The 12503-nt window shown below is 73.4% G+C and carries 14 protein-coding genes; 10 read left to right on the forward strand and 4 right to left on the reverse strand.

The window, feature by feature from the left end; genetic code table 11:
• Positions 1-98: 98 nt before the first annotated feature.
• A complete protein-coding gene (locus tag ABZ783_RS33435; protein ID WP_357445782.1) occupies positions 99-695 on the reverse strand; it encodes a hypothetical protein in 597 nt (198 codons plus the stop codon).
• A 312-nt stretch (positions 696-1007) separates the two neighbouring features.
• On the opposite strand from ABZ783_RS33435, the gene ABZ783_RS33440 reads away from it, so the two are divergent.
• Positions 1008-1745, forward strand: a complete 738-nt coding sequence (locus tag ABZ783_RS33440; protein WP_357445786.1) for a methyltransferase domain-containing protein — start codon at positions 1008-1010, stop codon at positions 1743-1745.
• Positions 1746-1844: 99 nt separating this feature from the next.
• Here ABZ783_RS33440 and ABZ783_RS33445 read toward each other — a convergent pair whose 3' ends face one another.
• Complete coding sequence (locus ABZ783_RS33445) at positions 1845-2273, reverse strand: OsmC family protein (protein WP_357445789.1); 429 nt, start codon at positions 2271-2273, stop codon at positions 1845-1847.
• A 196-nt stretch (positions 2274-2469) separates the two neighbouring features.
• Here ABZ783_RS33445 and ABZ783_RS33450 point away from each other — a divergent pair, with 196 nt between their 5' ends.
• Together ABZ783_RS33450 and ABZ783_RS33455 are read left to right on the forward strand one after the other, a co-directional pair.
• Positions 2470-2964 (forward strand): type II toxin-antitoxin system PemK/MazF family toxin, encoded by a 495-nt coding sequence (locus tag ABZ783_RS33450; protein WP_073836525.1) that lies wholly within the window; start codon positions 2470-2472, stop codon positions 2962-2964.
• A gap of 39 nt (positions 2965-3003) precedes the next feature.
• Complete coding sequence (locus ABZ783_RS33455; protein ID WP_357445793.1) at positions 3004-4032, forward strand: phosphotransferase; 1029 nt, start codon at positions 3004-3006, stop codon at positions 4030-4032.
• Between the two features lie 30 nt (positions 4033-4062).
• On the opposite strand, the gene ABZ783_RS33460 is transcribed toward ABZ783_RS33455, so the two are convergent.
• Positions 4063-4713, reverse strand: a complete 651-nt coding sequence (locus tag ABZ783_RS33460; protein WP_357445796.1) for a GGDEF domain-containing protein — start codon at positions 4711-4713, stop codon at positions 4063-4065.
• Between the two features lie 267 nt (positions 4714-4980).
• On the opposite strand from ABZ783_RS33460, the gene ABZ783_RS33465 reads away from it, so the two are divergent.
• From ABZ783_RS33465 to ABZ783_RS33485, 5 genes are all read left to right on the forward strand, one after another.
• Positions 4981-5235, forward strand: coding sequence for a DUF397 domain-containing protein (locus ABZ783_RS33465; protein WP_357445799.1), 255 nt, complete (start codon positions 4981-4983; stop codon positions 5233-5235).
• Between the two features lie 115 nt (positions 5236-5350).
• A complete protein-coding gene (locus ABZ783_RS33470) occupies positions 5351-6232 on the forward strand; it encodes a helix-turn-helix transcriptional regulator (protein WP_357445802.1) in 882 nt (293 codons plus the stop codon).
• A gap of 132 nt (positions 6233-6364) precedes the next feature.
• On the forward strand, positions 6365-7429 hold the full coding sequence (locus ABZ783_RS33475) for a LacI family DNA-binding transcriptional regulator (RefSeq protein ID WP_357445805.1): 1065 nt from the start codon (positions 6365-6367) through the stop codon (positions 7427-7429).
• 2 nt (positions 7430-7431) lie between these two features.
• Complete coding sequence (locus ABZ783_RS33480) at positions 7432-7635, forward strand: hypothetical protein (RefSeq protein ID WP_357445808.1); 204 nt, start codon at positions 7432-7434, stop codon at positions 7633-7635.
• A 130-nt stretch (positions 7636-7765) separates the two neighbouring features.
• Positions 7766-9205: a protein kinase gene (locus ABZ783_RS33485; RefSeq protein ID WP_357445811.1), complete on the forward strand. Its 1440-nt coding sequence runs from the start codon at positions 7766-7768 to the stop codon at positions 9203-9205.
• An 85-nt stretch (positions 9206-9290) separates the two neighbouring features.
• Here ABZ783_RS33485 and ABZ783_RS33490 read toward each other — a convergent pair whose 3' ends face one another.
• Positions 9291-10148 (reverse strand): alpha/beta fold hydrolase, encoded by an 858-nt coding sequence (locus ABZ783_RS33490; protein WP_357445814.1) that lies wholly within the window; start codon positions 10146-10148, stop codon positions 9291-9293.
• 199 nt (positions 10149-10347) lie between these two features.
• Here ABZ783_RS33490 and ABZ783_RS33495 point away from each other — a divergent pair, with 199 nt between their 5' ends.
• Positions 10348-11100 carry a DedA family protein gene (locus ABZ783_RS33495; protein WP_357445817.1) on the forward strand — a complete coding sequence of 251 codons (753 nt, stop codon included), beginning with the start codon at positions 10348-10350 and terminating at the stop codon, positions 11098-11100.
• Between the two features lie 191 nt (positions 11101-11291).
• Positions 11292-12449, forward strand: a complete 1158-nt coding sequence (locus ABZ783_RS33500) for a CapA family protein (RefSeq protein ID WP_357445822.1) — start codon at positions 11292-11294, stop codon at positions 12447-12449.
• Positions 12450-12503: the final 54 nt, after the last annotated feature.

Raw genomic sequence — 12503 nt, forward strand, 5'->3', positions numbered from 1 at the left:
TCTCCCAGAGATCATCCGGCGCCCACGTGCGGATCATGGCCTCGTCCACGGGAGCAGATCATGCCCCAGGCCAACGACCATCCAAATGAGACGCGCCCTTAGCAGTCTGTGCTCTCCGGGCGACCGTCGATAAGGACGATGAAGGTCGCGCGGTGGTCCGGTGTGCCGTCGGGCAGGCTGGTCACATCCAGGCGCGTGGCCATCCCGTTGAACGTCTTGCAATACCGCACGTTGCCCTCGCCTGCGTCACCCACCTGGTACTGCCAGCCCGCAGCCTGCACGTCTGGCCCGACGAGGACGGCGAGTTCGTCCGCCGTGTACGCGCGGTCCGCGCTGTATTGACGCCAAACGGTTGCGAACTCCGGCCCTGCCGCCTCTTCCCGTTCTCGGGAACCCGTGCGGTGGTCACAGGCATGCGTCTTGGACGTCTCCTCGAGCAGCCGACCGTTCGGTGGAGCCAGCGAGAATGCGGGGTCCTTCCGGTATGCCGTCACCGCTGCGGCCTGATCACCAGGGGGGAACGTGCAGCCCCACCAGCGGGTCGTCCGGACCGCCATTGCCGTCAGCGTCAGCAGCACGGTGGCCACCAGAACTTGGACGACAATACGTCTGTGCCGTGACGGGAGGGCCGGATCATCGTCGTTCGTCGCCGCTTCGTCGCCGGGCTGGGAAGCGCGGGGGTCGCTTTCGGTCATTGGGGATCTCCGAGGGGAGTCGCCGTCGTGAGGGCTCGGGCTTGCGGGCCTGAATCTAGCGATGTTCTTCGTGGTTGTGCGGGGGACTCGGCGGAGTGTCACGCATCATCTGAAGCCACCGTGTAACGCACCATGCCGCTCGGCTGACACCGGCAGTACAGCAGTGATGTACAGCAACCGTGCCAGCCGAACCGAGCCGAGAGGTGGGGCACCAGGCCGGTTGACCTCGCACCGCACCCCGTCCAGTCGACTCGCCGGCAATCCACGTTGAAGGATCAGCGGCGGCGGGCCACCCCTGCGAAGATGGCGATCATGTCTGAGCTCTTCGGCGAGGTGGCCAGCGACTACGACGAGGCCCGTCCGGGCTACCCACCCGACCTGGTCGAGACGATCCGCGCGTACCACGGCGGGACACCCAGCGCCGTGGTCGAGATCGGCGCCGGGACCGGCCTGGCCACCCGGGCGCTGCTCACCCTGGGCGCACCGATGACCTGCGTGGAGCCGGATCGCCGGATGGCCCAGGTGCTGGCGGCTCACTTCCCCGACGTCGAGGTGGTGACCGCCCCCTTCGAGGAGTGGACCGCGCCGCCCGGCGGGGTGCCGGCGCTGGCCTGCGCGCTGGCCTGGCACTGGCTGGACCCGGCCATCCGTAACCGGCGGGCCCACGACGCACTCGCCCTCGGCGGCACCCTGGCCGTCTTCGCACACCGCTACGACTACGTCGACCCCGACCACGCCGCCGGACTGCGGGCAGCGTTCGAGTCGGCGGACCCGGAGCCGCACCACGACCGTCCGGAGGACTGGTTCCGCGCCGACATCGCGGACAGCGGGCTCTTCACCGACGTCCGGTCGGTGCGCTTCCAACGCGCGGTGCCGCTCGACACGGCGGCGTACCAGCGGTTGGTCAGCACCTTCTCACCCCAACTGCGGCGGCCTCCGGAGCTGCGCGAGCTGGTGCTCGCCGCGGTCGGCGCGGCCGTCGACGGGTTCGGCGGCACGGTGGTGCTGGACCTGCGTACCACCCTGGTCCTCGCCCGCCGCCGGGCCTGACCGCGCCCCGCCCCCGGCCGATTCGCCCCGCCCGGCTCGCGTCAGCCCAAATCGCCTTACCGGGGCCTGCGCGGTTCGCCTGGCCCCGCGTGGCTCGCGTCACAACGCGTCGGCGGCGCCGGTCACCTCGGCGTGCCGCAGCCGCACCGCGGTGCCCCGGCGCAGCGAGTTGGGGATTTCGGCGATCGCGTCGACCCGGGCGACCAGCTCGCGCAGCCGCGCCTCGCTTGCGTCGCCGTCGACCCGTACGTCGTAGCTGACGTCGGTGGAGACGGCCGGGTCGCCGGCGAAGTCGCCGTGCACGGTGACCTCGACCCGGTGCAGGGCGATCCCGGCCGCGCTTGCCTCCCGGAACAGGTCGTTGGAGACGCAGCCGGCGACGGCCAGATAGAGCAGTTGCCCGCCGTTGAAGCCGAGCCCGTCCCCACCGCCGTCCGCCGGGCGGTCCACCACCAGCGTGAATGGCCCCGCCGAGCCGATCGCCGCCGGCCGGCCCGGCAAGCTGCTAGTGCGTACCTCGAAGGTCATGCCGACCACCTCCGCTTCTGACCAGGCCGAGTCAACCATCCCGGCGCACCCCACGCCTCGACGCTTCAGTCCGGACCGGCGTAGCTCTCTCGGATTTGGGGGGCGGGAACGGTCACCGGCAGATGCTCGCCGAGTCCACGCCCGCGCGGCCGCCGGGGCTGGGTAGCCGGTGCGCCCGGAGGATAGGCTGCCCGCCGTGGCAGGTCTGTTGAGGAGTGTGGCGTCCCGGTTCGGCCGGATCACCGGTGGCCGGTCCGTGCCGGCCCCGACCGCTGGGCCGATCCCGGCCCAGGTCGCCCGGCGCCGGCAGGTCGCCGCGCTGCAGCGGCGCGAGCTGTCGTACGCCCCGGAGCTGGACGGGCAGGCCGACCCGGGGGAGATCGTCTGGACCTGGGTCCCGTACGAGGACGATCCCCGGCAGGGCAAGGACCGTCCGGTGCTGGTGGTCGGCCGGCAGAGCCGGACGCTGTTCGGGCTGATGCTGTCCAGCCAGAGCGACCGGGACGGCCAGCGGCACTGGCTGGCCCTGGGCCCGGGGGAGTGGGACCGGGATCAGCGCCCGAGCTGGGTCCGCCTCGATCGGGTGCTCACCATGCGCGAGGACAGCATCCGCCGCGAGGGCGCGGTGCTGGACCGGCGGCGGTTCGACCGGGTGGGCCAGGCGCTTCGTGCCGGTTACGGCTGGCGATAACGGCTCGCCCACCGGTCTGCGGAATGGCATCTTGGCCCGGTGACGAGCGAGACGACGAGTGTGGATGAGCGGCTTGCCCGGTGGGTGGCGGAGGACTTCGGCCTGGCCCTGGTCTCTGCCGTGCCCGTGGGGTATGGCGCGGACCCCACGGCCGAGCTGTGGCGGGCCACCACCGCCGACGGTGGCGACTACGCGGTCAAGCTGAGCGGCGGCGGCACGCCGGCCGGGCTGTTGGTGACAGCGCAGTTGGCCCGCCAGGGCGTACCGGGCATCGTCGCACCGCTCACCACCGCGTCCGGCGAGGTGTGCACCGTCCACGAGGGGCGGCGGTTGTCGGTCGTGCCGTGGGCGTCGGACGAACGGGCCCTCGGCGGCGGCATGCACCCCGCCCACTGGCGTGCGTACGGTGAGGTGCTGGCCGCGACGCATGCGGCCACCGCGACCGACGAGTTGGCCGGGTTGCCCCGGGAGGACCACACGCACGCGGCGATCGGCGCGGCGGTTCGGGAGATGGACCGCCGGCTGCGGGCAGTGGACGACCGGTCGGCCGATCCGTGGACCCGTGCCGTGGCGGCCCACTGGCGGGAGTGGGCCGATGACCTGGCGATCCTGCTCGACCGGGTGGACCGGCTCGGCGCGGAGCTGCGGTCCCGTCCGGCGGACCTGGTGGTCTGCCACGGCGACCCGCACCTGGGGAACCTCCTGCTCGGCCCCGACGGGCGGGTCTGGCTGATCGACTGGGACGACGCGGTGCTCGCTCCGCGCGAGCGGGATCTGATGTTCGTCGTCGGCGGTGTGCTCGCGTTCGCGCCGGTGACTCCCGCGCAGCAGGCGGCCTTCTTCGACGGGTACGGCCCGGTGGAGCTGGATCCGGTCCGGCTGGCCTACCACCTCGGGGTCCGCGCGTTGGACGACATCTGGAGCTGGGCCGGCGACGTGGCGGACGCCGGGCGGTCCGCGGCCGACCGGGTCCGCGCGCTGAAGATCGTGGCGGGCCTGCTGTCGCCGGTGGGCCTGGTCGGCCTGGCCCGTCAGGCGTTGCGGGACCTGGGCCGCTGGGACGGCTGACCCGCCCCCGGCTGGCGGCCGGGTCGCCGGTCAGCACTCGGCGAGGTGGGGTGTCTCCACGAGTTGGCGGGTCGCGCGGCCGCCGCCGAGGCTCTTCGCCTGGTACATCGCCGCGTCGGCCCGGCAGAGCGCGTCGGTGAGCTGGGCGGGACCGTGCACCGGGGCGAGCCCGACCGAGGCGGTCACCCGCACGGTGCGGGTGCCCAGCGGGATCGGCGCGGCGAGCGCCTCGCAGAGCCTGCGGGTGGCGTGCTCGATCCACCGCCGGTCCACCGTCGGGCTGGCGAGCAGGCCGGCGAACTCGTCCCCGCCGAGGCGGGCGACCAGGTTGTCCCCGGCGAATGCGGACAGCCGCTGCGCCGTGCTGATCAGCACCTGGTCGCCGGCGGCGTGCCCGTAGCGGTCGTTGACCTGCTTGAAGTCGTCGAGGTCCAGCACGATCGCCACCAGCGGCTGGCCGGCGGCGTCGGTCAGCAGGGCCGCCGCCAGCCGGAAGAAGGCGCGGCGGTTGGGCAGCCCGGTGAGCGGGTCGTGGCTGGCCGCGTGCCGCTCGGCTTCCAGTTCGGCCTGGAGCAGCTCGAGTTGCGTCTCCGCCCGCAGTGCCCGGCGGCGCAGTTGCCAGGCGGAGACGATGGCGCCGGCGGCGGAGAGACCGGAGGCGATGGTCATCGGATCCGGCACACGCCCTCCTTTACCGCAGCTCTCGGCCTCGCCGGGCGGCACTGGGGCCGACCGCGCCAGGCCCGTGTCTTCCCCGGTCGCAACCGGGGTCCGGGTAACCCAGAGTGAACCTGTGGGTACACCGCACGTGTGGTTATCATGCTTGCTGTCCAATGCAGATGCAATAGCAGATGCACGTGCATCTCACTCCTCAGTCGACAGAACCCGCGTCGCCACCCACCGCTCCTCCCCGCGGCATCGGCTGGCTCTTGCACAGAAAGACGCCCCATGCAGCAGCCTGAGAATGGCGTACCGACCAGTCAGCTGCCGCCGCTGCGCTGGCAGAAGAGTCGCCGGAGCAACCCGAGTGGCAACTGCGTCGAGCTGGCCGAGTTGCCCGGCGGCGCCGGCATCGCCGTGCGCAACTCCCGGCACCCCGAAGGGCCCGCGCTGATCTACACAGTGGACGAGATCGCGGCCTTCGTGCTCGGCGCCCGCGACGGCGACTTCGATGACCTGATCACCCGCCGCGCCGCCGGCTGACCGGCCGGGTCGGCCGTTCGGAGGGGTTCACCTCACTGAGGGGTCATGGCATGCTTACACGTCGGCCGGGCCGGGGCGTCCGGCCGGCGACAGTCGGCATGCGAAGGACGGCCAGGTGACGACGGTACCCGCGGGTGATCCGGCCAGCGGGCCGACGGTGCTGCGCATGCTGCTGGGGGCGCAGCTGCGGCGCCTGCGCGAGGGCGCTGGAGTGAGCCGGGAGAGCGCCGGCTGGGAGATCCGCTCCTCGGAGTCGAAGATCAGCCGGATGGAGCTGGGTCGGGTCGGCTTCAAGGAGCGCGATGTCGCCGATCTGCTCACCCTCTACGGCGTCACCGCCGCCGAGGAGCGGGAGGCGTTGCTCAGGCTGGCCCGGGACGCGAACAGCCCCGGCTGGTGGCACCGCTACGGCGACGTGCTGCCCAGCTGGTTCCAGTCCTACCTGGGGCTGGAGGCGGCCGCCGCGCTGATCCGCACGTACGAGGTGCAGTTCGTGCCGGGTCTGCTCCAGACCCCCGAGTACGCCCGGGCGGTGATCCTGCTGGGCCACCGCGGCGCTCCCGACGAGGAGATCGACCGGCGGGTGAGCCTGCGGACGAAGCGCCAGGAGGTGCTGCGCCGGGACAAGCCGCCCCAGCTCTGGGCGGTGCTCGACGAGGCTGCCCTGCGCCGGCCGATCGGTGGCCCCGAGGTGATGCGCGCGCAGCTCGACGCGCTGATCGCGGCGACCGCCCAACCGCACGTCCAGCTCCAGATCGTGCCCTTCGCCGCAGGTGGGCACGCCGCCGCTAGCGGCGCGTTCAGCATCCTGCGCTTCGGCGACCAGGACCTGCCGGACGTCGTCTACATCGAACAGTTGACCAGCGCGATCTACCTCGACAAGCGCGACGATCTCGACTACTACGCGCTGGCCATGGAGCGGCTCTGCGTGGAGGCCGAGCCGCCGGAGCGTACCCGGGAACTGCTCGTCGAGATCCGGGACGAGTTCTCGGCCTGATCCGGCTGATCCGCCTGCCGGCCGGGGCCGGGGCCCCGGCCAGTCCCTGATGTGCATTGACGCGCGCCGACCCGCGCGGGTAATCTCTGGATCGATACAGTTCTGAATCGATCCAGAAGGGGTGACGGTCCGGTGAAACCGACCCTGCAGGACGTCGCGGACGCCGTGGGCGTGTCCCGGAGCACCGTGTCCAACGCCTACAGCCGCCCCGACCAGCTCTCCACCGCCCTGCGGGCGAAGATCCTCGACGCCGCGCAGCGCCTCGGGTACCCCGGCCCCGACCCGACCGCCCGATCGCTGCGCCGCGGGTTCGTCGGCGCGATCGGCGTCCTCTTCACCTCCCAGCTGTCGTACGCCTTCACCGACCCGTTCGCGGTGCGCTTCCTCGCCGGCGTCAGCGCGGCGGTCGAGCAGCACGGCACCAGCCTGCTGCTCGTCCCGCTGCCGGCCGAGCACACCCGGGTCCGGGCCGCCGTCGAGAACGCCGCCGTCGACGGCTTCTGCGTCTACTGTGTCGGGGACGAGGACTGGGTGCTGGGCGCCATCCGCGACCGGGGACTGCCCTACGTCACCACCGCGTCCCGCGCCGACGCCGGCCCGACCGACCGTTACGTCGGCATCGACGAGCGCGCGGCGGCCCGGTCCGTCGCCGAGCACGTCGCCGCCCTCGGCCACCGCCGCGTGGCCCTCCTCGGCGACGCCGTGCTGCCCGACGCCCCGCCCGGGCCGCTCCGCCTGGCCGACCCGTCCGACGCGCCGCACCCGACGACCCGTGGCCGCCTCACCGGCTTCGCCGACGCGTTCGCCGCCACCGGCGTGCCCTGGCCGGCGATCACCGTCCTCAACGCCAGCAGCAACAGCCGCGCCGCCGGGGCCGCCGCCGTCACTGCCGTCCTGGCCGGCGACGACCCACCCACCGCCGTCCTGGCCTGCTCCGACGTGCTCGCCCTCGGGGTGCTCGACGCGCTCGCCGAGATCGGCCCGCGACTGGCCCACCCCGTCTCGGTCACCGGCTTCGACGACATCGCCGAGGCCGCCACCGCCGGGCTCACCACCGTGCGCCAACCGGCCGAGGAGAAGGGGCGACTCGCCGCCGCGCTGCTGCTGGCCCCGCCGGCCGATCCGGCCGCGGGACACGTACTGCTCCCCACCGAACCCGTCATCCGAACCTCCACCCGTCCCGTCACCAGGAGCTGACCATGGAACAGCCCACCGGTTTCGTCCTCGCAGTCGACGCGGTGACCCGGCACGTCAACTCGGCCCGGCCCGATGCGCCGGTCCGCCCCGACCGGCCGCGCGCGCCCCGCCTGGCCCCCACCCGGCTGGCCGTCGCCGGCGCCCTGCGCCGGCTCGCCGACCGGATGGAACCCCACCCGGCCTCCGTGCCGTCCTGCACGCCCTGACCTCGACGGCTCGCCCGGGGTGCCGGCGCCACCCGGGCGACCGCCGTTTCCGCCCACCAGTGCCTGCTCGGGGCGGAACCGGGCACCGGGTTGGTGGGGCGCGCGGATCGCCAGGCAGACTAGGACCATCATGTCGCCGTTCACATCCACGCTGCGGCTCCACGATCGGTACGTCCTGCGCGAGCGCATCGGGCTCGGCGGGATGTCCGAGGTGTGGCGCGCCGACGACGAGGTGCTGCACCGCCCCGTCGCGGTCAAGGCCCTCGCCACGGAACTCGCCGCCGACCCGCAGCTGCGGGCCACCATCCAGCGCGAGGCGCGCGCTGCGGCCCGCCTCACCCACCCGCACGTCACCCAGGTCTACGACTACGGCGAGGCGACCCTGCCGGACGGTTCGGTGGTGCCGTACCTGGTCATGGAGCTGGTGGAGGGGCGGACCCTCGCCGACCGGCTGGCCGGCGGGCCGCTCGCCTGGCCGGAGGCGGTCCGGCTGGCCGGCCAGGTGGCCGCCGCCCTGGCCGCCGCGCACCGGATCGGCGTGGTGCACCGCGACATCAAGCCCGGCAACGTGATGCTCACCGAGACCGGCGCGAAGGTGCTCGACTTCGGCATCGCCACGCTCGCCGGTCCGCGCCACCCCCTCGCCGGCCAGACCGGCGAGCTGATGATGGGCACCCCCGCGTACTTCGCCCCGGAGCGGATGACGCCCGGCCCGGCGAACCCCGCCAGCGACGTGTACGCCCTCGGCGCGCTGCTCTACCGCACCCTCACCGGGCGGGCTCCGCTGCCCGTGCAGACCTGGGACGACGTGCTCGACGTGCAGGCCCGGCGGCCCCCGGTGCCGCCGCTGCACGTACCGGGGCTGCCGGCCGACGTCGCCGACCTCACCCTGGCCTGCCTCTCCGTCGACCCGGCCCACCGGCCCACCGCCGCCCAGCTCGCCACCCGGTTCGGCGCCGGCCAGCCGGCCGACCCGCCGACCGCGATCCTGCCCACCGTCGTCCGGGCCGAGCACCCGCCGACCCTCATCGACCGCGCGGCCGCGCCGGCCCGCCCGGCCGCGCCGCCGCTGTCGCGTCCGCCCGGCCGGTCGAACCGGCCCATCGGGATGCTGGTCGCGGCCGGGCTGGTGCTCCTGCTCGGCCTGGTCGGCGCGTTGCTGCTCGACAACAACTCCGGCAACCAGCCGGCCGCCGGGCCGAGCATCACCACGCCCACCGACGAGCCCACGCCGGAGTCGTCCGCCCCGGAGCCGACCGCCACCGAGCCGGCCACCACCCAGCCGGTGCCGGCCACCCTCCGTGAGCTCGCCGCACGGTTTGGCGAGCTGGTCGCCCGGGCGGTGGCCAGCCGCGACATCGATCGGAAGACGGCCGAAGACCTGCTCAAGAAGGCCCGGGAGCTGGAGCGGGGCAAGCCGAAGGACCGCGCCGAGCGCATCGAGGACCTGCGCGAACGCATCGATAAGGCGGTCGAGGACGACAAGATCGATGAGCGGACCGCCGCCGACCTCCAGGACCTGCTCGACACGTACGCGCAGGTGCGCGGCGGCAGCCAGGACGAGGGCTAAGCCGGCCGACCGCGCCGGATCACCCCGCCGCCGTCCTCGGGCTGGCGGCCGGCGATGCTGGTCCTCGTGGGCCAGGCCGTCGGCGTCACCGCCCCGCGTCGGCTGTCACCTGTCCGCTCTGCGGGCGCTGCGCCGGCCCGGCCAGGTCGGCGCGGCCGGCGAAGAAGTCCGCCAGCACGGGTGCCAGGTCGGCGTCGGGCACCTGGTGCCACTCCCCGCGCATGCTGCGCCGGTGGCCGTGCGGCAGCGCCGCCACGACGCCGGCGGCCCACTCGCGCAGCCGCGCGTCGCTCTGCTCGCTGTCGACCACCAGAGTCGGCACGGTGACCCGGGCCAGTTCCTCCGCCGGCAGCGCGTCGACGATCGTCAGGTCGTAGACCAGGGTGTGGGCCAGCCGCTCCAGCGCCGGCCACCAGGGGCTCTCCCGCATGCCCTCGGTCATCTCGGCCGGCACGCCGATGCTCGTCTGGAAGTGCGCCACGGCGTCGCCCCGGCGGCCCGCCGCGACCAGCTCGGCGATCTCCGCGGCCAGCCCCGGCTCGCCGGTCGGGGCGCTGGCGAGATCCAGCGGGGGCTCGAGCAGCGCCAGCCGGTCCACCGGCAGCCCTCGCGCGGCCGCCACCAGCGCCAGCACCGCCCCGGACGAGAAGCCGAACAGGCACGCCGGGGCGCCGATCTCCTCGACCAGCGCCCGCAGGTCGTCGACCTCGCGGTCCACGTGGTAGGGCGCGCTGTCCGAGCTTCCGCCCCGGCCCCGCCGGTCGTAGCAGACCACGGTGAACTCGTCGGCCAGCCGGGCGGCCAGGGGACGCATCGGTCCCATCTCACGGAATCCGCCGGCGGCGTCCACCATCACCACGGTCGGCCCGGAGCCGCTGCGTTCGTACGCGATGGTGGTGCCGTCGGCGGACCGGATGGTGCCCTCGACGGGTGCGCGAGTCATCGGCCCTCTCCTCTCCGGGGCCGGCGGCCCCACCGCCTCACCGTAGGTCACCGGTCCGACACGATCGCCCGTGCTCAATGGAGTGTCGCCTGGTCCGCGCCTGCGGGTGGCGGGCCGCGCGGCGGGACGCTCTGCTCCTCCGCAGGCGACCGGCGACGGTTTCGTGGTCGCCGGTCGCGCCGGACCGTAACGTAGTCGGATGATCGGAAACGCACAGCTCCTGCTCGGCCCCCGTGTCAACGCCCCGAGGGCCGCGGAGCCGGCCGGCGACGGGCCCGTCGGCTGGGTCACCGGCCTGGTCGAACGGCTCGGCGGCCCCGGCGCCGGTCTCGCCGTGGCCCTGGAGAACCTCTTCCCGCCCATCCCCAGCGAGGTGATCCTCCCGCTGGCCGGATTCACCGCCAGCCAGGGCCGGATGAGCCTGCTCGGGGCGATCCTCTGGACCACCCTCGGCTCGGTGCTGGGTGCGCTCGCCCTCTACCGCATCGGCGCCGCCCTCGGCCGGGACCGGATGCGCGCCATCGTGGCCCGGCTGCCGCTGGTCAAGCTGGAGGACGTCGACCGTACCGAGGCGTGGTTCCTCCGGCACGGCGTCAAGGCGGTCTTCTTCGGCCGGATGATTCCGATCTTCCGCAGCCTCATCTCCATCCCGGCCGGCGTCGAACGGATGCCCGTGCCGATCTTCCTGCTCTACACCACGCTGGGCAGCCTGATCTGGAACAGCGTCTTCGTACTGGCCGGCTACCTGCTCGGCGAGAACTGGCACGTCGTCGAGACGTACGTCGGGACGCTGCAGAACGTCGTCATCGTGGTCTGCGTGGGCGCGGTCGGCTGGTTCGTGTTCAGCCGGGTACGCCGGGCGCGACGGTCCCGGTCGGTCCCGGTCGAGCCGCCTCGCGGGACCGTGTACCGGGGCGGCTGGTACGTGCCCGAGCAGACGGACGACCGGTAGCCCGCGCCGTCTCGCGGGCGGGCCCGCCCGTGGCCGGCGCCGGGTCGGGCATGTGGCGGTGTCGGCGGGTGCCGGATACCGCCGGTTCCGCGAGGTGGACACGCAGCAATGCGAAAGGACCCCTCCCCCTTCGGAGGGGTCCTTTCGCGTTCGCCCTTCCTGCCGGACCGGAGCTGAGAAGACTTCCGGAGATGAGGATGAAGCTCGGCCTTGCGGCGATGCTGGCGTTGCTGACCGGGGCCTGCACCGATTCGGCGCGAGTGGCTCCGAAACCGCCCACCACCCCACGCGCCGTGGCACCGGCCCCGGCACCGAAGAACCAGCTCACCGTGGTGGCCGCCGGTGATCTGCTGGTGCACCCGCCGCTCACCGAGCAGGCCGCCGCCGACGCGCAGGCAGCAGGCCGTACCGGGCACGACTTCACCCGGGTGCTCAGTGCGATTCGTCCCCGGGTGAGCGCTGCCGACCTCGCCATCTGTCACATGGAGACACCGCTGGCGGATCCGCAGGGCCCATTCACCGGATGGCCGGCCTTCAGCGTGCCGCCGGAGTTGGCCGACGCGGCGGCCTGGGCCGGATTCGACACCTGCTCCACGGCATCCAACCACTCGCTGGACACGGGCATGGAGGGCATCACCCGGACCCTGAACAACCTTGACCGGGTCGGGCTGCGGCACGCCGGCACAGCCCGCAGCGCCGAGGAGGCGGCCCGGACGAACATCCTCGACGTGGCGGGCGTGAAGGTCGCCCAGCTGTCGTACGCGCTGAGCTTCAACGACATCCCACTGCCGGACGGCAAGCCGTGGGCGGCGAACCTCATCGACCGGGACGCCATCCTCGCCGCGGCGCACCGGGCGCGGGCGGCGGGCGCGGAGATCGTCATCCTCTCCATGCACTGGGGGACCGAGTACCAGAACGCGCCGAACGACGACCAGCTGGACCTCGCCCAGGAGTTGCTCGCCTCGCCCGACGTCGATCTGATCATCGGACACCACGTCCACGTGGTACAGCCGTTCGAGAAGATCGGCCGGAAATGGGTCGCCTACGGGATGGGCAACCTGACCGCCCGGTTCGACGACGGCTCCCCGGAGAACACCCAGGACGCCGTGGTGCCCGAGTTCACCTTCACCCGCACCACTTCCGGGGGCTGGGAGGTCACCAATGTGAGCGTGCTGCCGACCTGGATGGAGTACCGCCCGGCGGCTCGCGTGGTCGACCTGGTCGGCGCGGCCAAGGACCCGGCGGTGTCCGCCGGGCAGCGGGCGCACTATGCCGAGATTGAGAAGCGGATCAACGGGTACGTGGGCATGCGCGGCGCCTTCGAAGCGGGACTGCGCCCCCTCTCCTGACGACCCGCCGGCCGGTGCCGGGCGGCCGTGACGGACGTGCCTCCACCCACGGTC

The organism is Micromonospora sp. NPDC047738, assembly GCF_040642675.1.
GTDB lineage: Bacteria > Actinomycetota > Actinomycetes > Mycobacteriales > Micromonosporaceae > Micromonospora.